Annotated in this window: 17 protein-coding genes; 1 reads left to right on the top strand and 16 read right to left on the bottom strand. The window is 56.5% G+C overall.

Annotated features, from left to right (window positions below; all coding sequences use genetic code 11):
• Positions 1–122: 122 nt before the first annotated feature.
• The 5 genes from ldtD to cmoM form a co-directional block, all read right to left on the bottom strand.
• Complete coding sequence (ldtD, locus tag K7B04_RS13600; RefSeq protein WP_223802242.1) at positions 123–1,907, bottom strand: L,D-transpeptidase; 1,785 nt, start codon at positions 1,905–1,907, stop codon at positions 123–125.
• 223 nt (positions 1,908–2,130) lie between these two features.
• Entirely contained in the window at positions 2,131–6,579 is a 4,449-nt protein-coding gene (gene mukB, locus K7B04_RS13595) for a chromosome partition protein MukB (protein WP_163448526.1), read from the bottom strand.
• Positions 6,579–7,283: a chromosome partition protein MukE gene (gene mukE, locus K7B04_RS13590; protein ID WP_064548815.1), complete on the bottom strand. Its 705-nt coding sequence runs from the start codon at positions 7,281–7,283 to the stop codon at positions 6,579–6,581. Before mukE ends, mukB begins: the two co-directional genes overlap by 1 nt.
• A complete protein-coding gene (mukF, locus tag K7B04_RS13585) occupies positions 7,264–8,586 on the bottom strand; it encodes a chromosome partition protein MukF (RefSeq protein ID WP_163448524.1) in 1,323 nt (440 codons plus the stop codon). Before mukF ends, mukE begins: the two co-directional genes overlap by 20 nt.
• Positions 8,579–9,373 (bottom strand): tRNA uridine 5-oxyacetic acid(34) methyltransferase CmoM, encoded by a 795-nt coding sequence (gene cmoM / locus K7B04_RS13580; RefSeq protein WP_163448522.1) that lies wholly within the window; start codon positions 9,371–9,373, stop codon positions 8,579–8,581. The genes mukF and cmoM overlap by 8 nt, the downstream gene beginning before the upstream one ends.
• A gap of 123 nt (positions 9,374–9,496) precedes the next feature.
• Between cmoM and elyC the strand changes: the two genes are divergently transcribed.
• A complete protein-coding gene (gene elyC, locus K7B04_RS13575) occupies positions 9,497–10,276 on the top strand; it encodes an envelope biogenesis factor ElyC (RefSeq protein ID WP_163448520.1) in 780 nt (259 codons plus the stop codon).
• Here the strand turns inward: elyC and K7B04_RS13570 are convergent.
• The 11 genes from K7B04_RS13570 to K7B04_RS13520 all read right to left on the bottom strand — a co-directional run bounded on the left by K7B04_RS13570 (position 10,253) and on the right by K7B04_RS13520 (position 22,606).
• Positions 10,253–11,146, bottom strand: a complete 894-nt coding sequence (locus tag K7B04_RS13570) for a YcbJ family phosphotransferase (RefSeq protein WP_163448518.1) — start codon at positions 11,144–11,146, stop codon at positions 10,253–10,255. The two genes, elyC and K7B04_RS13570, sit on opposite strands and share 24 nt — an antisense overlap.
• 140 nt (positions 11,147–11,286) lie before the next feature.
• On the bottom strand, positions 11,287–12,033 hold the full coding sequence (gene kdsB / locus K7B04_RS13565; protein WP_163448516.1) for a 3-deoxy-manno-octulosonate cytidylyltransferase: 747 nt from the start codon (positions 12,031–12,033) through the stop codon (positions 11,287–11,289).
• Entirely contained in the window at positions 12,030–12,212 is a 183-nt protein-coding gene (gene ycaR / locus K7B04_RS13560) for a protein YcaR (protein ID WP_035892430.1), read from the bottom strand. Before ycaR ends, kdsB begins: the two co-directional genes overlap by 4 nt.
• 51 nt (positions 12,213–12,263) lie before the next feature.
• A complete protein-coding gene (locus tag K7B04_RS13555; protein WP_163448514.1) occupies positions 12,264–13,496 on the bottom strand; it encodes a winged helix-turn-helix domain-containing protein in 1,233 nt (410 codons plus the stop codon).
• 27 nt (positions 13,497–13,523) lie between these two features.
• On the bottom strand, positions 13,524–14,504 hold the full coding sequence (gene lpxK, locus K7B04_RS13550; protein ID WP_163448512.1) for a tetraacyldisaccharide 4'-kinase: 981 nt from the start codon (positions 14,502–14,504) through the stop codon (positions 13,524–13,526).
• A complete protein-coding gene (msbA, locus tag K7B04_RS13545; RefSeq protein WP_163448511.1) occupies positions 14,501–16,249 on the bottom strand; it encodes a lipid A ABC transporter ATP-binding protein/permease MsbA in 1,749 nt (582 codons plus the stop codon). Before msbA ends, lpxK begins: the two co-directional genes overlap by 4 nt.
• Positions 16,250–16,285: 36 nt before the next feature.
• Complete coding sequence (locus K7B04_RS13540; protein ID WP_167576292.1) at positions 16,286–18,547, bottom strand: ComEC family protein; 2,262 nt, start codon at positions 18,545–18,547, stop codon at positions 16,286–16,288.
• 214 nt (positions 18,548–18,761) lie between these two features.
• Positions 18,762–19,046: an integration host factor subunit beta gene (gene ihfB, locus K7B04_RS13535; RefSeq protein ID WP_015965094.1), complete on the bottom strand. Its 285-nt coding sequence runs from the start codon at positions 19,044–19,046 to the stop codon at positions 18,762–18,764.
• Between the two features lie 152 nt (positions 19,047–19,198).
• A complete protein-coding gene (gene rpsA / locus K7B04_RS13530; protein WP_064548795.1) occupies positions 19,199–20,872 on the bottom strand; it encodes a 30S ribosomal protein S1 in 1,674 nt (557 codons plus the stop codon).
• Between the two features lie 112 nt (positions 20,873–20,984).
• A complete protein-coding gene (gene cmk / locus K7B04_RS13525) occupies positions 20,985–21,668 on the bottom strand; it encodes a (d)CMP kinase (RefSeq protein WP_064548793.1) in 684 nt (227 codons plus the stop codon).
• Between the two features lie 170 nt (positions 21,669–21,838).
• The gene (locus K7B04_RS13520; protein WP_163448509.1) at positions 21,839–22,606 is read right to left on the bottom strand and encodes a M48 family metallopeptidase; all 768 of its coding nucleotides are present in this window, start codon (positions 22,604–22,606) and stop codon (positions 21,839–21,841) included.
• Between the last annotated feature and the right edge of the window lie 87 nt (positions 22,607–22,693).

Raw genomic sequence — 22,693 nt, 5'->3', positions numbered from 1 at the left:
CACCTTACCGGGCATCAAAGCCAGCGTCAAGGCGGCCTGCCGCGCAGAGACACCAGCCCTGGACCTACGGGGCTGGTATCTGCGCTTTTTATTCGACAACTACATTACCTGAACTACTTCATTTATCTGATCAATTGTTCCGCTTTTGGCAAAATCTGTGCACCCGATCGCGCAGTGACATCGTAATTGTAAATATCTGTTCGATATTGTGTCTGACCGTCAGCACCGACAAAGGCGGTCAGATAATAGAGATTAACCGGAATATTCTGCCGGATATTCACGTAGCGCGTATTCCCTTCTTTAAGGGCATCAGAAATTCGGGCGTCATTCCAGCCTGCATCCTGTAACAGCATATTCGCCAGATCGGAAGCTTTATTTACCCGCACGCAGCCGGAGCTTAATGCCCGCGCATCTTTCTGGAACAGATTATGGTTAGGCGTATCATGCAGATAAATGGCATCGGAGCTTGGCATATTAAACTTATAGCGCCCCAGCGAGTTATGTTCACCCGGCGCCTGCTGGAAACGGAACGGCAAATTCGACGGTGTGATTGTCGACCAATCGACCCGCCACGGATCGATAGTCTCTTTACTGTTCCAGCCGCGTAACACGGTGTAATTATGTCGCTCCAGGTAGCCCGGATCATTACGCAGCTTCGGGAGAATATCGTTACGCGCCAGCGTCGGCGGCACGTTCCACGGTGGGTTGACCACCACATTATTCAGCGCGCTGCTCATCATCGGCGTTTTACGATCGGGGCGGCCCACGATAACCCGCGAGGCCAGCGCTTCGTTGCCGTTGAGATAGTAGACCAGCGAGTAAGCCGGAATATTCACCATAATCCCGGTAGAGACTTTCCCCGGTAACAGGCGCAGACGCTGAATGTTCAGCGCCAGCACGCCCGCACGCTGGGCGGAGGAGACGTTCAGCCAATCGCGCGTCGATGCCCCAATGACGCCGTCCGCGCCAAGCCCCTGCGCCGCCTGGAACCGTTTCACCGCATCCACCAGCTGGCGGTCATAGGCGGCGGACCCGCTTTTCGCTGCTTTTTTCGTCTTGCCGACGTTATCCCCCGGCAGCGGAATGGCCGGACTGTTGTCCAGCACGCCATTACGTTGCAGGATTTCACGTAGCGCCGGCACATCGCTGCTCCACTGCCCCGGACGCAATGCGGCCGTCGAGGTCAGTTTTGGCCACGGGCGGTTATCCCCCGTCAGCGCCAGTAGCGCCTGATGCATTGCGCTATACTGCGGATGCTGCGGCGCCAGCGCGGCGATAAACTGCGGCAGCGAGCCGTTTTCCAGCGCTAACTGCCATTGGTTAATCACCGACAGCGGCGGCGTCGCCAGCGTGTACGGTTTATCGCTATACAACCAACGATTGCCCTGAACCGGAATACCGCTGATAAAGTGCAGATAGCCCATCAGCGCGTCGGAAAGTACGACATCACGTGCCATCCCATTGACGCCGGGATCGGTCAGCAGCTCGACCCAACGGGTAAACTGCGGCTGAAAACCGGCGATCGCCACTTCCGCCAGCTGCTGCTGGAAGGCGCGTACCGCATCACGGTTTTCCCACATGGGTTTCATCTCTCGGGCGGCATACAATGTCGCCAGAGGATTCAGGTAGACAGGTTGATATCCGGCAGGTAGCGTAGCCAGAATATCGGCGCGGCTTTTCGCCGCCGCCCCTTCAGCCAGCGGCTGAGTGCCGACAAGGCTCGCCATTGCCGACGATTGCGCGCCCGAGTTCAGAAGCACTGGCGCTTGTTCTGCTGGCGTTGCGGTGCTATCAGAAGGAACCAGTTCTGGTTCATCCGCAAAGGCAGTAAACAGCGGAGCAAATGTCATCGCCAGACACAAACTCATGGCTGACAACCGACGACCATTTTCTTTTTTCAGCAACATCCCTTGCCCCCTGTTATCTATACGAAGACCCCTAACGTGGGCTTACCTTCAGTATATAAAGACAAAAACTATTTTGCCCGTTCAAATGTAAAGAAGTCTAAAGATAATAACGCGCTGGCGGCGAAAAACAGATAACAAAAAAGGCGACATTGCTGCCGCCTTAGATTCTGTATTCGGACACATGGACCGTTTCCCGGAGTCGCTGCGCGCCTCCGGACGACGGTTATGACGCGTCGGCGGTCCCTGGCAAGGTTTCCGGTAACTGTGCAGCAAAGCCGCGCAGCCCCACCACGTGTACGTGTTCGTGGTTGTGTACCACTTTACGCACCAGCTTGTAGGTTGTGCCTTTCTCCGGGCTGATGTTTTCCGGCGCCGCGATAATCAGCTGCATCTCCAGGCGTTCGCACAGCTCGAACAGCGTGGCGATAGAACGCGCATCGAGACGCGCGGCTTCATCAAGGAACAGCAGACGGCACGGTGACAAATCTTTACCGCGCAGACGTCGTGCCTCATCTTCCCAGCTCTGCACCACCATCACCAGAATCGACATCCCGGTACCGATCGCCTCACCGGTCGACAGCGCGCCGGACTCCGCGCGCAGCCAGCCGTCAGAACCACGGTTAACCTCAACTTCCATCTCCAGGTAGCTACGGTAGTCGAGCAGCTCTTCACCAATAGTCTGCGGCGTACGCTGGCCCATATCGATCTGCGGGTTCAGGCGCTGGTACAGCTTCGCCAACGCTTCCGAGAAGGTCAGACGGTTACTGTTGAACAGATCCTGATGCTGTTCGTGCTGCTCAGAGAGCACGTCCAGCAGCGTTGAGTGACTCTCACGCACGTTCACGTTCAGACGCACGCTGTTCACCTGGCCGAACGACACGCTCTGCAGCCCCTGGTTCAGCTGGCGAATACGGTTCTGCTCGCGCTGAATGGTTTTGCGAATAATATTCGCCACGCTACGAGAGCTGATCGCCAGCTTCTGCTCACGGTTGGTCAGTTCTTCAGTCAGACGGCTCAGTTCGATTTCCATCTGTTCGATGGCTTCTACCGGATCATCGGTGCGGATAATATCCTGACGGATACGTTCGCGCAGATGCTGATATACCGCCACGAAGAACTGAATCTTACGCTCAGGACGCTTCGGATCTTCCGACATACGCAGCACGTCACGCAGATGTTCGTTATCCGCAACCGCCAGACGCAGCGCGCCCAATGCTTTATCCGACATTGAACGCAGATCGTCTGCGGAGAGATAGGCCAGCTCGCGGCGGTGCAGGCGACGTTCAACGTTATTGTCTTTCACCAGACGCATTACCGCGCACCATCCCGCTTTCGCGCTGACGACTTGCTCACGCATTTCGAGATAATCACGCTCCAGCTTGCGCAGCTTACGGGTCAGGTTATCCATCTCCGCTTCGCAGAAGGTCAGCGCTTTTTCCAGCTGGTTACGGCGCGCACGGTTGTTGCTCAGCTGCGCGTGCAGCTCGTCACGGCGAATGCGCGCACGCTCTTCTGCACCCGCATCAGCACGTACGCCAATATCTTTCAGCTCTTTGTAGAGATCGTTAAGCAGCTCTTTTTTGGTGTCGTAGGAGCTCTTCAGCGACGCCAGCACCTGGCTGTACTGACTCACCTGCGCAGCGTGCGTGCGCATGGCTTCACGCGCGCGGCTACGCTCGCTTTCTGCCTGCGCCAGACGTTCGCGTAATTTTTCGTTCAGGTCGCTGTTGCCGCTCAGCATTTCCGCTGAGTCAGAGTAACCAAAGTGGGCGCGACGCTGCACGACTTCGGTCAGGGCAAACGCCTGCTGACGCGCTTCGCGCTGTACCTGCTGCGACCAGGCGTAATCTTCTTTCAGCTGTTCAAACTGCTCCGGGTCGCTCTGCAGTACAGAGACCATCGGCTCAAGTTTCGCCAACTGGTTACCGTGCTGCTGAATAAAGCGCGCCGCTTCCTGCGCTTCATCCAGACGCTCCTGAATTTCATCCACGCGATCGGCCAGCGTTTCATCGGCCAGCAGGTTCAGACGCGGCAGGAGACGGTTGAGCAGCGCAACGCCCTCTTTCGCCTGTTCGTACTGCGCCTGCTGCTGCTGGTTATCACTTTCGTGGCTGCTCAGCGCGCGTTCCAGCTCGTTGCGACGGGTATTCAGCTTGCGAATTTCCGCTTCCGGATCGTCGTCAAACGCCACCGACAGGTGACTGCCGATAAAGCGGCTGAACGCCTGATGCAAACGCTGGGTTTTCTGGACGTCGAACGACAGGGTCGCAAAACGTTCAGACAGCACTTCACGCTCGGCGTGCAGGCTCTCAATGCGGCTTTCGCGCGCGGCGCGGCCAAACAGCGGCACCGCCGGGAAGCGCGAATAACGCCACTGGCGGTCGGCGGTCTTCACCACTACCGCTTTTTCCAGCTCGTCGACGTTGAACACGCTGTCATCGAAGGATTGCGGATCCCCTTCAATGAGGTAGAGATCTTCCGGGCAATCTTCCAGCCCTTCCAGATACTCGGCGATCTGCGACAGATCCGGCACCACGATGGCATGACGCGACGGACCATACAGCGCGGAGAAGTACGGCGCGTCGTCCAGGCTGACGTCATCATAAATTTCCGACAGCAGTACGCCGCCAAAACGTTCAGCCAGCGCGTTAAGGCGCGGGTCTTCGGAACCGCCCGGCTGGCTTAAGCGCTCGATTTCATCATCGACGGCACGTTTGCGCGCGCCCACTTCGTCGCGTTCCACGATCGCTTCGCGCTCGCGCTCCAGCAGTTGCTGAAGGTATTCGGTCACATCCTGACTCGACTCGAACTGCTCGCCGCTCTGCTCGCACAGCTGGCTCAGGCTGTTCTGCGCCGCCAGCCAGACCGGCGCGCGGTGCATCAGCGCGGAGATACGCGATTGCAGCTGTTCCTGTTCCTGGCGCAGTTGCATACGCTGCTCGCGAGCGTCAGTCACGCTATCACTCAGGGCGGCGATGCGCGCTTCCAGCTCACGATGCAGGTTTTCAAGATCGTCAATGTCGTACTGTTTGCCCTGACGCTTGCAGAAATCGGCCAGCAGACGCTCGGCCTCCTGCTGTTCGCGCAGACGCTGTTCCAGCTCATTCAGACGGCTGCGCAGCGGCTGCGCCTGTTCTGCCAGGTGACGCTGGTTTACGCCGTCGCGCAACAGTTCACGCGCCACGTCCCAGGCTTCGTTACGCGCCAGCGGGCCGTTGATTGACGCCACCAGCTGATAGGCTTGCTCAAACTGGCTGTGTGCCGTCTCGGCAACGCTCATTTTCTGCTCGAGCGACAGCAGTTTTTCCGTCGCTTCCTGCTCTTTGGCCTGGAAGGTTTCCAGCCATTCCGCTGCGCTGTCAGGGGTTAAATCCGGCAGGTGGCACAGCGCTTTCGCGCGTTCCAATGCCTGTAGCGCCTGGGTGTACTGAATGGCGCGCGTTTGCTGCACGTCCAGCGCCTGCTGGTAGTCGGCGAGCTGGCTTTTCAGCTCATCCACTTCCAGCTCGGCGGCTTCGGCGCGCGCTTCGTTCTCTTCCTGCTGTTCGGCGGCTTCCGCCACCACTTCGTTCTGCTCTTCGAGGCGAATTTGCAGCTCGTCTAAATCCGCTTCATAGCGCTCAATTTTTTCCTGCTGACGCAGTGCAGTTTGCACCAGGTTCAGGTGGTCGCTGGCAGCCTGGTGATCGGCTTCGAGATCGCCTTCCGCGCCGTTGTGTTCCTGTAGCTCACGCGCCATGTCGACGTGCTTGTACTGTTCCGCCGCCAGCTGCGAGCGGGAGGTAAACAGTTCGCGACGGTACTCCAGCGCTTTATCCAGATGCACGCGGCGCTCGTTAGCGTGGCGCATATAGTCGGCGGCCACGTAGTCGGTGGCTTCGGAGATCAGATGCTTGAACAGGTCGCGGTCAGACTGGGTGACGCGAATCGCTTCCAGCGTCATCCGGTTTTCGCGCAGCGCCGCTTCCATATCCTGGAACGCTTTACGCACGCCGCTGTTTTCCGGCAGCAGGTAGTCGCGCAGCGAGCGGGTAATCGCGCTGGAAATACCGCCGTACAGCGAGGCTTCAATCAGGCGATAGAATTTACTACGGTCAGCGGCAGAGCGCAGACGACGCGCGACGATGCCCAGATCGAACATCAGCGCGTGGTAGTCGGTTATCGAGTTGAACTGCTTGAACTGTACGCCTTCGATGGTCTCAAGCTTATCTTTCAGCTCCTGCAACGTCAGCACGCGCGCCTGGCGCTCGTTCAGCGTTTCAGTCAGCAACTGGGTCGGCTGAATAGAGGTTGGCAGTCCCTGAATGGCGAATGGCTTAATGTCGACTTTACGATCGCGCCCCGCCACCTGTTGCAGACGCACGCCGACCACCACGCGCTGGTGACGCGAGTTCATCACGTCAAGCACCGAGTAGCAGACGCCCGCTTTCAGCTTACCGTGCAGACCTTTATCGCGTGAACCACTGGTGGCCCCCGCTTCGGTGGTATTGCGGAAGTGCAGCAGCGTTAAGTCGGGGATCAGCGCCGTGACGAAGGCCGCCATGGTGGTCGATTTACCGGCACCGTTACCGCCGGACAACGTGGTGACCAGCTCATCCAGATCGAAAGTACGGGCAAAGAACCCGTTCCAGTTAATCAGCGTTAGCGAACGAAATTTACCACGTTCGATCATTATTCTTCCTCCCCGCTATCCTGCTGATGGTCGTCGTTCTCGTCATTGAGCTGCAGATGGTTTTCAATCGCCATGGCTTCCCCGTCGCGAATCATGCGCAGCTGCGCTTCGCGCGCGTCATCGCCGGAACGTACGTCGGCGCCGAAGCGGAACACCGATTCGGTGATGCGGAATTTACTGCTGTCATGGCCCATAAACCACACCATGCCCAGACGGCGCAGGCGGTTGAGCGAAGAACGCACCTTTTCCTGTAACTTCTGACGGTCAAGGTCAGAACCGGTGGAACGGTTGTTAACCAGTTTCAACAGTTTGGCTTCATCGGCCAGCGCCAGCAGCTCATCGTACAGTTCCTGCTGGGTGAAGATGCCTTCATTTGCCAGACGTTCCGGGCTGAGGTAGAGGTAGCAAAGGATTTTGCCGACCATCATGTCCAGTTCGGAGAGAACCGAACGCGGAATCAGCGTGGTAGAACGCGGACGCAGATAGAAGAACCCTTCCGGCGCGCGGATCAGTTCAACGTTGTAGCGGGCGTAAAACTCTTCCAGGTACTCCTGGAAATCCATCAAGAAAGCGTGGTTGTCGAGCTCGTCCAGGCCAATATGGCGGCCAGCACGCAGCGCGCTATCCAGCGCAGGGAAAAGGGGGTTGGCCAGGGCCTGTGCCAGTTTAACCGGCATCACTTGTTCAATATTTGTCAATGACATGCGCCTGTACCTTGGCTCCGTAATCATTAATTGCCTGCCATTTGGCCGGCAGTCCGGTGAAATCTGCTTGCGCTACGCCCAAACGAACCGCCTGGTCAACCACAATACGCGCCACGTCGAAGTGACGCGCTCGCGGATACTGAGCCAGATACTCTTTCACTACCAGACCGAGGTCCAGCGGCAGCTGTTTGGTTTTATAGATAGCCAACTGTTCTTCGATCAGCGCGGCAAGCTGTTCGCGGATTTCGTTAAATTCTTCGAACTCTAAGTCCGGCGGAAGTTCGCCGGTGACCTCTTCGTCGCGCAGCGTCATCTCTTCATCACGCATGTCCAGCAAACGGTCGGCGCTGGCGTAGGTGAGCGCCCACGGCGCGTCGAAGTAGGACTGCACCGACTGGCGCAAGCGCTGAGCAAAGACGCGGTTTTTATCCATATCGATAGCGGTACGAATAAACTTATGCACGTGACGATCGTAGCCGATCCACAGGTCAATGGCCTGCTGACCCCAGCTAACGATACGGTCGAGCTTGCTTTGCAGGTCGAACACCAGCCGGTCGACAAAATGCAGATCGTTATGACTCAGCGTGGCATCCTGAATGCGCAGCAGGTTCGCCTGCAGCTTATCGCCCGCCGCGTCCAGCGTATCCTGCAATTCGCGTAACGTGCCGGAGGTTTCGGACAGCAAAAGCTCACAGCTGGAGATCGCCGCGCGCCAGTCTTTATTCAGCAGCTGCGCGATGTCATCTTTGACCGACTGTTGCTGCTCATCCATGATGCGCTGCGTCAGGTCGATGCTGTCAAAAATCTCCGCCACCGAATATTTCAGCGGCGCGTAAACATTGCGGTGCCAGTGAAACTCATCGCCGCCCTCTTCCGCCGAGTCGGCAGCTCTTTTCAGCTCGCTGGCCACAATCGACAGCTGCATTGACAGGCGCAACGTCGAAAATTCACGCTGGCGAATATAGTAGTCGGTAATGCCAATGCCCAGCGGCGTCAGACGATAGATGGCGTTTCCTTCCGTGATTTCGCTGGTAAAGCGGTTCAGCAGACGTTGGCGAACCAGATCGTTAATCGCGTTGTTGGCGCGCGTACCGATGGTTTCACTGGTTTGCTCAAACGCATCACTGACGTGACGGAACGCATCCACCAGCTCGCCTTCCGTCATTTCACCTTCCAGCCGCTCGCCGTTCAGCGTTGCGATAGCCAGCAAAAATGAGAGCCTATCGACGGGTAGCGAAATGGCGAAATCATTTTTTCTGGCCCAGGCAACCAGTTCGGGGACTGTCTGGGAAAATTCACTCATCGTTTATCCTTGTTTCTGTCTGCGGCTTAAGCGCGGTGACATGAATATAGCGCCCCAGGCTGATATAAGGTTCCTGACGGCAATAGCGCGTTTCCAGCTCCAGCAGGATGTCATAGCTATCCTGTTGCTTATGCTTATCGCGCAGATAGTCATGAAACACTCGCACGCCGGTTTTCCCGTTAATTTGCCAGCCAATCTCTTCCAGCCAGCTATAGACCTGCTGCGGGTCGCGCGGGTAGTTCGGCGACAGCGTACGCTTTTTCTTTTTCGGCATGCCAAGAGCAACATAATCAAAGTTGCCCGCCACCATGTTATGCATCAACAGGCCGTTTGCATTGTAGAACATTAATGATAATGCGCCGCCTGGACGCAGCACCGACCACAGCGTGTTTAACGCCTCCTGCGGTTCGGCCACCCACTCCAGTACAGCGTGAAACAATATCAGATCAACCGGGCTTTCCAAATGCCCGGCCACGTCCTGCGCCGCGCATTGTATGAAATGCATGTTGTGGCTCACACCTTTGTCGCTGGCAGCCTGACTTGCACGGGCGATCATCTCGGCAGAAAGATCGCACAGCGTCACATGATGACCGCGCTCCGCCATTTTGATCGCCGTCTGGCCTTCACCGCCGCCGGCGTCCAGAATGCGCAGCGGCTGCGTGCCCATGGCGGCAAGCAGCACATCAAGATCCTGCCACAGAATAGCCTGGCGCAGCTGGCCCTTGGTGGTGCCATAAATATTGCGCGAAAACTTTTCCGCAATGTCATCGAAATTGCGATCCTGCACGGGACGTCCTTCCATCACCAGCCACAAAGGGTCTATTTTGTCACACCCACGGCGAGAATGAAGCTATCTGGTGTAATATCCCTGCATTCATGCGTCAGATGGTTAAAAAAGGTACTCAATAGAATGCTTTTTATGCTGAAAAAGTTTATCGGCGGCATGATGCTGCCGCTACCTTTGCTGCTTTTATTGATCGGTTTGGGAATAGTCCTGGTGTGGTTTACCCGCTTCCAGAAAACGGGTAAATGCGCCATCACCGCTGGCTGGCTTTTTTTACTGCTGCTGAGCCTGCAACCTGTTGCCGACGGCCTGCTTAAACCCATTGAAGATAAGTACCCGACATGGCGCGGCGAGCAGCCAGCGCAGTATGTGGTTGTACTCGGCGGCGGCTATACGTGGAACCCACAGTGGGCGCCCAGCTCAAACCTGATTAGCAATAGCCTGCCGCGGCTAGCGGAAGGGATTCGCCTGTGGCAGGCCAATCCAGGGTCGAAGATGATCTTCACCGGTGCCCCGGCATTAACCAACCCGGTCAGTACCGCCGAAGCGGGTGCGCGGGTCGCGGAAAGCCTTGGCGTACCGCGCAGCGAGATTATCGTGCTGGATACACCAAAAGATACGGAAGAAGAGGCGAGCGCGGTGAAAGCCGCCATTGGTGATGCCCCATTCCTGCTGGTGACGTCGGCGTCGCATCTGCCGCGCGCGATGATTTTCTTCCAGCACGTTGGCCTGCATCCGCTGCCCGCGCCGGCCAACCAGTTGGCTATCACCTCGCCGCTGAATCCGTGGGAGCGTATTATCCCTTCCCCGGTCTGGCTGATGCACAGCGACCGGGTGGGCTATGAAACGCTGGGGCGCATCTGGCAATGGCTGAAAGGCGATTCAGGAGAGCCAGGGGAGCAGTGATTTCGAGGCCAGGTCAAAATTGGCGCGGTTAAATTTTCCCGTGTTGACCAGCTTCTCGACCTCATCCCACAAGAGATACAGCCAGCGCCGCCAGAGAAACGCTTCGGCGACCGGCGCGCGCTGGAGGTAGTGCCATAACAGCTGTTCCGCCTGCGGGCTTTCATGCAGGCGGAACAGCTCGTATTCGCGCGGCGCCCACAGAATCGGCCCTGGGCCGACCATCGCCAGCAGTTGATCGCTGCGCGAATCTTTCAGCATGCTGCGTAAAGTAAGATGACCGTGCACCAACACGCAGTTATCGCTAAAGCCCTCAAACAGCGCCTCCAGACATTCGCGGGTGCGGAACAGCAGTCGCTTATCCTGCATGGTCAGCCCAGTATTCTGATACAGGTTCAGCGTGCCCCACAGCACTTCGATCCGCTGTCGATACCATTGCGGCCAGCTGTTTTCCTGAGTGCTATCCACAAAGCCAACGCAACCCGCACTGTCTACCCGATGCCACGCCAGCAGCGCTTCGACAATCTGATCTTTTAACGCGTCCCAGCGTTGCTGATTACGGGTGGGCGCTTCAGCAGGAACTCCCCGCAGTCGCTCCAGCAGCAAGACATCCGGCCCAGGGTGCTCCTCGTGGGTCATCACGCCATACACTACCGGCATCCGCACGGTGCCGTGACGCGCCAGCGTTGAGAATTTCCATGCCAGCTGGCGAGCCAGGCCGGGGGACGTAAAGCTGCGCGCCAGCAGCGGCATGGCATTGCCTTCGGCATCATACAACGACCACAACGCGGTATCCGTTTGCTCGTTGATGCACTCTACGCGGCTGAGCGATTCACCCAAAAGATGGCTGAGTTCTACCCGTAGCTGTTCCATATCCGATTACCCCCATAAAAGCCATTGCTTTCATAATGAGCATATGAAAAGTGAATTTCACCAGACAAGATCAAAATTGAAACAGAAAGTCAGAAATACCCGGCAGGAAGCCGCCCCCTGAGAAGCAGGGGGCGGCAGGATTACTTCAGTTCGGCGCGGACGCGGGCCAAATCTTCTGGCGTATCAACGCCCGTACCCGGCACTTCTTTGGCGACGGCAACGTGAATTTTTTCGCCGTACCACAGCACTCGCAGCTGCTCGAGCATCTCAATGTGTTCCAGCGGACTTGGCGCCCAGTTAACATAGCGGCGAATAAAGCCGGCACGGTAGCCATAGATACCGATGTGGCGCAGCAGGGTGTCGCCAATTTCTTCGCGGCTTTTGGCGAAGCGGTCACGATCCCACGGAATGGTCGCACGGGAGAAATACAGCGCGTAGCCGTCTTTATCCATAACCACTTTTACCGCATTGGGGTTAAACGCTTCTTCCGCATCGTGAATCGGTACCGCGAGGGTCGCCATACCGGATTGGCTCGCGGCCAGGTTTTCCGCCACCTGGCGGATAATGACCGCCGGGATCATCGGCTCGTCGCCCTGCACGTTAACGATAACGGTGTCATCGCTGAAGGCGCATTTTTCCACCACTTCCGCCAGACGTTCGGTACCAGACTGGTGATCGGCACGGGTCATGCACACTTCACCGCCCGCCGCTTCAACGGCTTTCGCGACTTCGGCATGATCGGTCGCAACAATAATACGCTCAGCGCCAGATTCACGTGCGCGTTCCAGCACGTGCACAATCATCGGTTTACCGTTGATGTCCTGTAACGGCTTACCCGGCAGGCGCGTAGAGGCGAAACGCGCCGGAATAATCACAACGAAACTCATGGTCTGTTCTCTTCAGCGGCTAAAACGCGGGCTTCGTTTTCCAGCAATACGGGGATTCCGTCACGCAGGGGAAACGCCAGATTATCAAGTTTGCAAATCAGTTCTTGCTTGTCCTGGCTGTAATAGAGTTTGCCGTTGCAAACCGGGCAGGCAATAATTTCTAGTAGACGGTGATCCATGGTTCCTCCTGATGGGCCGTATCGAAAACCAGTGCAGCATATCATAGAGCGCTACCGGTCGGCGTCAATCTCCCAACCGTGTCGTTGATGGAGAAAGAGTTTTTCCGCCACCGCGCCGAGGGTCACGCGCGTCGCCCCCTGCCAGCGGGCAAAATCGTTGATGGCCTGCATCAGACCTTTTTCCAGATGCTGGCTGACCCGCACGCCCTCTTCCAGATACAGTGCGAAAATTTCCAGCACGCCGTCGCTACGGTGCATTTTGCTGTCCATGCGGCCAACTAACTCACCACGGTGCAGCAACGGCAGGACAAAATAGCCGTACTGCCGTTTCGGCGCGGGCGTGTAGCACTCCAGCCGATAGGTAAAATTGAAAAACTGTTCGGCGCGTTTACGATCCCAGACGACCGGATCGAAAGGTGATAACACCGCACTGTGGGTCGCATTGAGTTTACCTTCCGCCGCCCGCGCCAGCTCGGCTTGTAAGCTGTGATGTACCCACATCTCGCCAAGCTGTTCAACGTTTACCGGTACCACCTGTTCCTGCTCCTGCCACTGCGCCAGCAGCGCGCGGAGATCCGGCTGGCGCAATCGATAATAGTCCGCCAGCCACTGAGGACGAAAAATGCCCAGGCTGCGAGCGCTGTTTTCCAGCATCAGGGCTTCGGCCTGCGGTTGCGCAAGCGCGTCCCGGCGATCGTCCCACTGCGGCATGACGCGCTCCGTCAGATCGTATACGCGATGGAAGTTTCGCCGCTCGACCACCATAACTTCGCCTGCGGTAAACAGCCCCTCAAGGTGTCGCTTGTGCGGTTTCCACTCCCACCAGCCACTCTGCCCCTTACGCGGGTGTACAAAATCGGCGGAGCGCACCGGGCCATTCTCAGCAATATGCGCTTTCAGAGCCGCAATCTCGGCGGCGTGCTCATCCATCCAGCTTTGGTGATATTTCCAGCCCATGTTATGCGGCGCCAGCATACGATGGCGCACCAGCGCAAAATCGCTGCGCGGCAGGAAACACGCTTCATGCGCCCAGTACTCCATCAGCTCGCCGCGCGCGAGCGCATCATCGAGCCACGACGAAGGATAGGCGCCAAGACGGCTGAAGAGCACCAGATACGGGCTACGGGCCACCACGTTAATGGTGTCAATTTGCAGCAAAGACATTTGCTGAATGGTACGGAGAATATCCGTCGTCTGAGGCTGACGACGTGGACGGGTAAGAAGGCCCTGTGCCGCCAGATGCAGATGCCGCGCGGCGCGAAGGGTGAGTTGCAGTTCTGCCATGCCGTTCCCCTGCTTTCGCCGACGCGGTTAGCGCCGTGCGAGGGTAATCAATTCCTGTAGCAGCGTCTGCGCGCGATCGCCGGAAAGCACGGCGTCCACCGGCAGATACCACCAGTTTTTCTGCGCGAAGCGGCGACATTTCACCGCATCTTTTTCGGTCATGATCAGCATCTGTCCTGGCGCGACCAGCGCCTGCACATCCGCTTCACTCAGCGCCTGGTGATCGACCAGCGCCACCGTTCGTACCGGTTGCAGGCCGCAATCATTCAGGGTGGCAAAAAAGCGCGGCGGGTGACCAATACCGGCCATCGCCACCACGTTTTGTAGTGTGGAAACAGGCTGCCGCTCACCAGTCAGCAGATTGACGGCATCGCCGGGACGTAACGTCATCGGAATTTCGCCCGGCAGCGCTTCGCCACCGTTGACGATCCGCGCATCGACCGTATCCAGACGTGAAGCGCGTTCACGCATCGGGCCAGCCGGTAACCACCAGCCATTACCAAAGCGGCGCACACCGTCGATCACCACGATCTCTTTATCGCGTGCCAGCCGGTAGTGCTGCAAACCGTCATCGGTGACGATCATTTGAAGATCGTGAGCCGCCAGCAGCGCTTTCACCGCATCAACCCGCACCGGCGAAACCGCCACGGGCGCGCCGGTGCGCTGATAAATCAGCACCGGTTCATCTCCGGCCTGCGCGGTAGTGGTATCGGCATTCAGCAGCAGAGGATAGCTGTCCGCTTTGCCACCGTAGCCACGAGAGACCACGCCAACGCGTACTCCCTGACGCTGAAGCTGTTCCACCAGCCAGATAACCACTGGCGTTTTACCATTGCCGCCCGCCGTCAGGTTACCCACAACCACAACCGGGCATGGCGCACGCCAGGACTTCTTCAGGCCGAGTTGATAACACAGACGAATCACGCCGCTCACCAGGCCGTACAGCCAGGAGAGCGGCAGCAGCAGCCGCCACAGCGGCGATTCGCCGGACCAGATCTTCGCTATCATTCGCCAAACTGCATTTTATGCAGCTGTGCGTAGACGCCGCGCTGTTCGAGCAGATCGCGATGGCTGCCGCGCTCAACGATACGTCCGTCTTCGACCACAATGATTTCGTCAGCCTGCTCGATAGTGGACAGACGGTGCGCAATCACCAGCGAGGTGCGGTTTTTCTGCAGTTCGTCCAGCGCCGCCTGAATCGCACGTTCAGATTCGGTATCCAGCGCCGAGGTGGCTTCATCCAGAATCAGGATTGGGCTGTTACGCAGCAGCGCGCGGGCGATGGCAATACGCTGGCGCTGGCCGCCGGAAAGCAGAACGCCGTTTTCACCGATTACCGTATCGAGACCGTTATCCATTTTGTTGATGAAGTCCATCGCGTAGGCCATCCGCGCCGCCTCTTCAACCTGCTCGCGGCTGAACTCGTCGGTGCGCGCATAGGCGATGTTGTTGGCTACCGTGTCGTTAAACAGATGCACGTTCTGCGAAACCAGTGCGACCTGATTACGCAGCGATGCCAGCTTGTACTCGCGCAGGTCATGCCCGTCGAGCAGGATTTCACCTTCATCGATATCGTAGAAGCGGGTCAGCAGGCTGGCGATAGTGGATTTACCCGAACCGGAACGCCCCACCAACGCCACCGTTTTCCCTTCCGGAATCGACAGGTTGATGTTTTGCAGCGCCGGGGTTTCGCGGCCAGGATAGGTGAAGGTAACGTTACGGAATTCAACGCTGCCTTTGGCGCGTTCGATATCCAGTTTACCTTCGTCTTTTTCCTGCTCGCTATCCAGAATGGCAAACAGTGTCTGACAGGCTGCCATCCCGCGCTGGAACTGCGCGTTGACGTTAGTTAACGATTTCAGCGGACGCATCAACGCAATCATGGACGAGAAGACCACGGTAATGGTACCGGCAGTCAACGTTTCCATGACGCTTGGGAAGCTGGCGGCATACAGGACAAATGCCAGCGCCAGAGAGGCAATCAGCTGGATGATTGGGTCAGAGATAGACGACGCGGAGACCAGCTTCATCCCCTGCAGACGCATCTTGTTGCTGACCTTATCAAAACGCTTAGTTTCCACTTCCTGGCCACCGAACATCAGCACTTCTTTATGCCCTTTTAGCATCTGTTCTGCGCTGGTGGTCACCTGCCCCATGGTGTTCTGCATGTTTTTACTGATGCTACGGAAGCGTTTAGACACCACGCGGATCGCCATCGACACGATAGGCGCCAACACAATCAGAATCACCGACAGCTGCCAGCTGTAGTAAAACATCATGATGAACAGGCCGATGATGGAAGCCCCTTCACGCACCACGGTAATCAACGCGCTGGAAGAGGACGATGCCACCTGCTCAGAGTCATAGGTGATGCGCGACAGCAGCGTCCCGGTGGACTGCTTATCGAAGAAGGAGACCGGCATCCCCATCATGTGGCTGAACAGCCGACGACGCATGGTCATCACGACCTTGCCGGAAACCCAGGAAATACAGTAGCTAGAGATATAGCTCGTGATCCCACGCAGGATCATCAGGCCAATCACGACCAGCGGCATCCACAGCAGCACTGAGCGGTCTGTTTTACCAAAACCATCATCCAGTAACGGTTTAAGAAGCGATAGCATAAAGGTATCGCTGGCTGCGTTAAGGATTAACGCCACGCCCGCCACGATCAGCCCTGCTTTAAACGGCGCAATAGTTGGCCAGAGTCGGCGGAAGGTCTGCCACGTGGAGAGATCTTTGTCGTTCTGCATTCAAAAAACCAGCTTGTGTTGAAATAGCCGCATATTCTACCCGTTATCGCGAGCCTCGCCAAACCACTGATGATACCAACGAGGTAAAAGTTGATCTCGTAAGCCTTCAATCTTCCAGCCATTGGCACTAAAAGTGAGTGTAATTTGCCCCTGATGCGGTGTATCGAACCAGGCGTACTGTCGTTGAAGATAGCGCGTCCTGACCTTTGCTGAAGGCAGGTGCCATGCGTTATAGCGGGATGCGGAAGCCAGTGCGGCTGCACCGCCCACCCGTTGAATCAGCGCCATCCCCGAGGACGTCGAGCTACCGTGATGTGGGACCTGGATAATTGTAGACGCAAATGGCCGCCAGAAACGGCTAATCATGGCCATTTCTGCCGATAATTCAATATCTCCCGTCAGCAGGATACTGTTTTTGCCATCATCAACCCTCACGACACAGGAGCCGTTATTGCCCTTCGGAGCCTTCCCCGGCAGCGGCCAGAGCGCACGAAAGGTTAACCCCTGCCACTGCCAGGATTCCCCGCGCGCGCAGGGTTGATGACCGGCCCAGCCCAGAGGACTTCTGACCCACATTTCCGTCCAGGTTTGCTGTAGCGAACGCAGACCGCCGCGATGATCCAGATGATCGTGGCTCAGAATAATGCCCTGAGGCGTAAGTCCGTGCCAGCGTAACCATGGCGCAATCAGCTGTTCACCGCTGTCACCCTCCGGCCAGGCTAACCCGGTATCGTAGAGCAACGCTTTGCCCCCTCGCGAAATCACCATCGCTAACCCCTGCCCGACATCAAGCATGGTAACCTGCCACTGGTTTTCAGGCGTTTTACGCCACAGTGGGAAGGCCAGCAGTATGCTTAACGACAACCAAAGCGCCGGAAAGCGCAACCAGCCATGCAAGCGCCAGAGAATCAACGCTCCCCACGGCAGCAGGGAAAGTCCCAGCCATGCGCTGCCAATGTACCACCATCCGGTTGGCAGCAGGCGCAAGTAAGCAAACACCAGCGCCAGCACCCGGTCGGCGCCGTACCATGCCATTGTTTCCAGCGTCATTGGGCCGCACAGATGCAGGAACATCGCCAACAGAATCAGCGGAACAGCCATAAATGTCACCACCGGCACCGCAACCAGATTCGCCAACAGCGAGGTTAGGCTGATACCGTGAAACAACATGATTTGCAGCGGTGTTAACAGCAGCATCAAGCCAAGCTGAAGATGGATCAGGCTCGCGAGCGGGCGAAGCCATCGTGGATATTCCCACGCGGGCAACGGTAGCCACTGATACCAGAAAATGAGCGCGCCAACCGCAACTGCCGACAACCACAGACTATCGGACAGCACCGCCAGTGGGTCGAGAAACAGGATGGTTGCCAGACAGCAAAGCCACACTTCCCAGCCAGCCCAGCGCCTGGCGTGTAAACGGAGCAGACAGCAGACGGCGGCTGCCACCACCGTGCGCATCGCGGGCGGCTGCATTCCCGTCAGCGCCGCGTAAGCAAATCCACTCGCCAGTGACACCAGGAGCGGCAAACGCCAGTTAATCAGCCAGACGGGAAGGAAAAACTGCACGGCGCGCACCAACAGCCAGCCCAGTGAAGCGCCAAGCGCAATATGAAGCCCGGAAATCGCCATCAGGTGTGAAGTCCCGGTTTGCTGCATTAGCGATTTAATCTCCGGCGCCACCGAGAGCCTCTCCCCCATTCCAAGCGCCAGCATGACGTCACGCCAGGGATAGGCCGCGAGGGTTGTTTGCAGCGATGTCAGGTAGCGAGCGCGGAGGCTACAGGTATTGTGCAACAATTCCGCAGCGATCGCTCGCCCCGTCAAAGCACGGTGTTGTGAAAACGCGTAACGCTGGGAATCGAAGCCCCCTGAGTTTAGCTGCCCGTGAACGGCGCGCGCACGAATCGTCATTCGCCAACGCTGACCAACGCACGGCGGCTGCGGCAGATAGCTACCGTAGAGGGTAATCGCGGTGCCGGGGAACAGGCGCTGACCTTCCAGCCGGGTAATCATGCCCTGATGTGTCGTTTGTCCGTCAGTCTGCGTTATCGTCAACTCAACCTGACGATTCTTTCCCGGCAGCGTCAGTGCAGGCCACTGCACCTGCCACGCTGCCAGAACGCCCCAACAGAACATAAGCCCCACCAACGAAGCGGAGCGCCCCAACCGTCCACACGCGCTGAGAATAATCAGCGCGACAATGGCAAGCTTAATACACCAAAGCGCGGGCAGTTCTGGCAGCACACTCAGCGGTAAGATTCCAGCCAGCACATAGCCAGCCAGCTGCGGCAAACGCATTGACACCTCCTTGTTATCAGGAGTGTCGCGTAGGATAAAACGATTGTCGTGAGCGGTTTTTCAAACTTGCGTGGTGGTGTCAGATGAATATTCGTTGCGTGCAGGCATTGCGAAAAAAACGCGAGAGTGATTCCAGAGTGAGCATCTCAAAACGAAAAAAGCACCCGCAGGTGCTTTTCTCTCAACCAAGTTACCGCCGGTTAGCGGTCAAAACTCAATCGTAAATATTGGCGCGGTCGCGCAGTTCTTTACCCGGCTTGAAGTGCGGCACATATTTGCCTTCCAGTTCCACTTTGTCGCCAGTTTTCGGGTTACGCCCGGTACGTGGTGCTCGATAGTGCAGAGAGAAGCTGCCGAAACCGCGGATTTCAATGCGCTCGCCCTGGGCCAGGGTTGAGGCCATATGCTCCAGCATCTCTTTTACCGCATCTTCCACTGCTTTGGCAGGGATATGAGATTGCTGGCTGGCAAGTCTTTCAATCAATTCTGACTTGGTCATGATTCCTCCGGTTTCCTTTCAAGGAAAATTAGCTAACAGCTTATTAAACAAGGGCGGCCGTAGCCGCCCTTTGTGCTAGATTACAGGCCGAAACCTGCAATCTGTCAAGTAAACTCATCACAATTCAGGTTGTTAAACCCGAATGAGCAAGATTACTCGCCTTTAGCTGCTTTGAATGCTTCAGCCATAGCGTTGGAGAAGTTGCCGTCTTCCTGTTTGTTGTTAACAGTAGCGATTGCATCTTTCTCGTCAGCTTCGTCTTTCGCACGAACAGACAGGCTAATTGCGCGGTTTTTGCGATCAACGCCGGTGAATTTAGCTTCAACGTCGTCGCCAACGCTCAGAACCAGAGTCGCATCTTCAACGCGGTCACGGGAAGCTTCAGAAGCGCGCAGGTAACCCTCAACGCCGTCAGCCAGTTCTACGGTTGCGCCTTTAGCGTCAACTGCAGTCACTTTACCGTTTACGATTGCGCCTTTCTTGTTCAGAGCAACCCAGTTGTTGAACGGATCTTCTGCGAGCTGTTTAACGCCCAGGGAGATACGCTCACGCTCTGCGTCAACCTGCAGAACAACTGCTGCGATTTCGTCGCCTTTTTTGTATTCACGAACTGCTTCTTCGCCTGCAACGTTCCAGGAGATGTCAGACAGGTGAACCAGGCCGTCGATGCCGCCGTCCAGGCCGATGAAGATACCGAAGTCAGTGATAGACTTGATTTTACCTTCAACGCGGTCGCCCTTGTTGTGGGTTTCTGCGAACTGCTGCCATGGGTTAGATTTGCACTGCTTCAGACCCAGGGAGATACGACGACGTTCTTCGTCGATATCCAGAACCATAACTTCCACTACGTCGCCAACGTTAACAACTTTGGACGGGTGGATGTTTTTGTTGGTCCAATCCATTTCGGAAACGTGAACCAGGCCTTCAACGCCTTCTTCGATTTCAACGAAGCAGCCGTAGTCGGTCAGGTTGGTCACGCGACCGGTCAGTTTGGTACCTTCCGGATAACGCTTAGCGATAGCTACCCATGGATCTTCGCCCAGCTGTTTCAGGCCCAGAGATACACGAGTACGCTCGCGGTCGAATTTCAGCACTTTAACGTTGATTTCGTCACCAACGTTCACGATTTCGCTCGGATGCTTAACGCGTTTCCAGGCCATATCGGTGATGTGCAGCAGGCCGTCAACGCCGCCCAGATCAACGAATGCACCGTAGTCAGTGAGGTTCTTAACGATACCTTTAACTTCCATGCCTTCCTGCAGGTTTTCCAGCAGCTGATCGCGCTCTGCGCTGTTTTCGGATTCGATAACGGCACGACGAGAAACAACAACGTTATTACGCTTCTGGTCCAGCTTGATTACTTTGAACTCAAGCTCTTTGCCTTCCAGGTGCAGAGTATCGCGCACCGGACGAACGTCTACCAGGGAACCCGGCAGGAACGCACGAATACCGTTCAGCTCAACAGTGAAGCCACCTTTAACTTTGCCGTTGATAACACCAACTACAGTTTCAGCTTCTTCGTAAGCTTTTTCCAGCGTGATCCAAGCTTCGTGACGTTTAGCTTTCTCACGGGACAGCAGGGTTTCACCGAAGCCGTCTTCTACTGCATCCAGAGCAACGTCAACTTCGTCACCAACCTGGATTTCCAGTTCGCCCTGGGCGTTTTTGAACTGCTCAGCCGGAATGGCAGACTCAGATTTCAGACCGGCGTCAACCAGTACTACGTCTTTGTCGATAGCAACAACAACACCACGAACGATGGAACCCGGGCGGGTTTCGATTTCTTTTAAGGATTCTTCAAACAGTTGAGCAAAAGATTCAGTCATGTTTAATCTTCAGGTTAATATTAACGTCCACCTGACACCTTGTCGGATGGGGTTGTTTCACATACCCGCTGTCAATCCTTTGCAACGGGGGTACTGCAAATTCGGTCGCGTCTTACGCGATTGCCAATTTCTGGCGCGCATAGTCTAACGCTTTTTCAATTACTTGCTCAATGCTTAAGGTGGTGGAATCCAACACTAAAGCATCGGCGGCAGGAACCAGCGGCGCAACGGCACGATTACGATCGCGGTCGTCTCGCTCCTTTATCTCTGCCAAAAGGCGCTCAAAGTTAACACTAAAGCCCTTTTCCTGCAACTGTAGCATGCGGCGTTGCGCACGTTCTTCCGATGAGGCATCGAGGAAGATTTTGACCGGGGCGTCCGGGAACACCACGGTGCCCATGTCGCGGCCGTCGGCAATCAGGCCCGGCGCTTCGCGGAAAGCGCGCTGACGACGCAGCAGCGCTTCACGCACGCGCGGGAAGGCAGCCACCTGTGAAGCGGCGTTAGCCACTTCCTGAGTGCGAATTTCGCCGCTAACATCTTCCCCTTCGAGGATAACTTCCAGCGCCCCATCAGTAGAGACAAAACGTACGTCCAGATGCGCCGCGAGCGGGACCAGTGCATCTTCCGAGTTCACATCAACATGGTGATGCAGCGCCGCAAGCGCCAGCACGCGATAAATAGCGCCAGAGTCCAGCAAATGCCATTGCAATGCTTCTGCCATCGCTTTGCACAGCGTGCCTTTACCTGCGCCGCTCGGACCGTCAATGGTAATTACCGGGGCAATTGCCGTCATCTCACTCTCCTTAATAAAAGGCATACATAACGTAAACGCCGCGCATTATACGCATCTCTGCGCCAGACGGTTACCTTTGTCTGCGAATTCCAGAATTAGCCCTATCAATAGCAGGAGAATAGACAAGTATAGCGGGCCGACGAGAGGCCGGCCCGGAAAGTGACAGTGATTTACTTTTTGTCCGCCGCGATGCGGTCGCGAATATGCTGCGCGCGTTCGGCTGAAGGCGGGTGAGAGTCAAACAACGATTTCGAGTGACCCGCGTCAAGCGTCGCCAGCTTATCGAAGCTGCCGACCAGACCCTGGGTACTGATGCCGCGTTTCTTCATCAGGTCGTAAGAGAAGTCATCGGCTTCTGATTCTTGCGAACGGGAGAACGCAGAGTTGATCATCCCTTCCGCCACATCGCCAAGCTGCGATTTCGACAGCTGAGCCGCCGTGCCGCTGGTGGCGGAAATAGCATCGCGAGCCGCAACGGTCGCATAGGCAGTTTGCATCGCCTTACGTGAGTGACCCAACGCTACGTGCCCCAGTTCATGCCCCAGAACGCCTTCCACTTCGTTGTCGGTCATCATGTCCATTAAGCCGCTGTAAACGCGAACGCAGCCGTTGGCCATCGCCCATGCGTTGACATCGGAGGTCATGTATACCTTGTAGTTTACCGCCGTGCCGTTGATGTTATTACCCAAGGCTTTGGCAATCTTATTCAAGCGCTTGGTGTATTTGCTGGACTGACTCGCCAGCTTGTTGTCGCCATCCATTTGCTCGCAGGCATCGTTGGAAAGGGCTTTAACCTCACCGTCCGACAGCGTCGCCGCTTTGTAGGCCGTCATCCCGGATCCTACCAGCGCATTGGTGTCGACACCCTGCATATTTTTACAACCCACAAGCAGCGTCGCGGAAACCGCCAGCGCCAGCATTACCTTTGCATTCTTCATATGAATCATCCATTGATTAATTATAATTAAATATCAATTAGTTATTTCAGAAAGAAGGGTAACACTGCTCGGTGTGGGCAAAAAAGT

It is taken from the genome of Kluyvera sp. CRP (assembly GCF_019930565.1).
GTDB lineage: Bacteria > Pseudomonadota > Gammaproteobacteria > Enterobacterales > Enterobacteriaceae > Kluyvera > Kluyvera georgiana_A.
This window is presented reverse-complemented; position numbering and strand designations above follow the sequence as displayed.

Excerpts from the sequence above, each read along its gene's own strand:
- ldtD (WP_223802242.1), bottom strand. The coding sequence starts at position 1,907 with ATGTTGCTGAAAAAAGAAAATGGTCGTCGGTTGTCAGCCATGAGTTTG.
- mukB (WP_163448526.1), bottom strand. The coding sequence starts at position 6,579 with ATGATCGAACGTGGTAAATTTCGTTCGCTAACGCTGATTAACTGGAAC.
- mukE (WP_064548815.1), bottom strand. The coding sequence starts at position 7,283 with ATGTCATTGACAAATATTGAACAAGTGATGCCGGTTAAACTGGCACAG.
- mukF (WP_163448524.1), bottom strand. The coding sequence starts at position 8,586 with ATGAGTGAATTTTCCCAGACAGTCCCCGAACTGGTTGCCTGGGCCAGA.
- elyC (WP_163448520.1), top strand. The coding sequence starts at position 9,497 with ATGCTTTTTATGCTGAAAAAGTTTATCGGCGGCATGATGCTGCCGCTA.
- K7B04_RS13570 (WP_163448518.1), bottom strand. The coding sequence starts at position 11,146 with ATGGAACAGCTACGGGTAGAACTCAGCCATCTTTTGGGTGAATCGCTC.
- kdsB (WP_163448516.1), bottom strand. The coding sequence starts at position 12,033 with ATGAGTTTCGTTGTGATTATTCCGGCGCGTTTCGCCTCTACGCGCCTG.
- ycaR (WP_035892430.1), bottom strand. The coding sequence starts at position 12,212 with ATGGATCACCGTCTACTAGAAATTATTGCCTGCCCGGTTTGCAACGGC.
- K7B04_RS13555 (WP_163448514.1), bottom strand. The coding sequence starts at position 13,496 with ATGGCAGAACTGCAACTCACCCTTCGCGCCGCGCGGCATCTGCATCTG.
- lpxK (WP_163448512.1), bottom strand. The coding sequence starts at position 14,504 with ATGATAGCGAAGATCTGGTCCGGCGAATCGCCGCTGTGGCGGCTGCTG.
- msbA (WP_163448511.1), bottom strand. The coding sequence starts at position 16,249 with ATGCAGAACGACAAAGATCTCTCCACGTGGCAGACCTTCCGCCGACTC.
- K7B04_RS13540 (WP_167576292.1), bottom strand. The coding sequence starts at position 18,547 with ATGCGTTTGCCGCAGCTGGCTGGCTATGTGCTGGCTGGAATCTTACCG.
- ihfB (WP_015965094.1), bottom strand. The coding sequence starts at position 19,046 with ATGACCAAGTCAGAATTGATTGAAAGACTTGCCAGCCAGCAATCTCAT.
- rpsA (WP_064548795.1), bottom strand. The coding sequence starts at position 20,872 with ATGACTGAATCTTTTGCTCAACTGTTTGAAGAATCCTTAAAAGAAATC.
- cmk (WP_064548793.1), bottom strand. The coding sequence starts at position 21,668 with ATGACGGCAATTGCCCCGGTAATTACCATTGACGGTCCGAGCGGCGCA.
- K7B04_RS13520 (WP_163448509.1), bottom strand. The coding sequence starts at position 22,606 with ATGAAGAATGCAAAGGTAATGCTGGCGCTGGCGGTTTCCGCGACGCTG.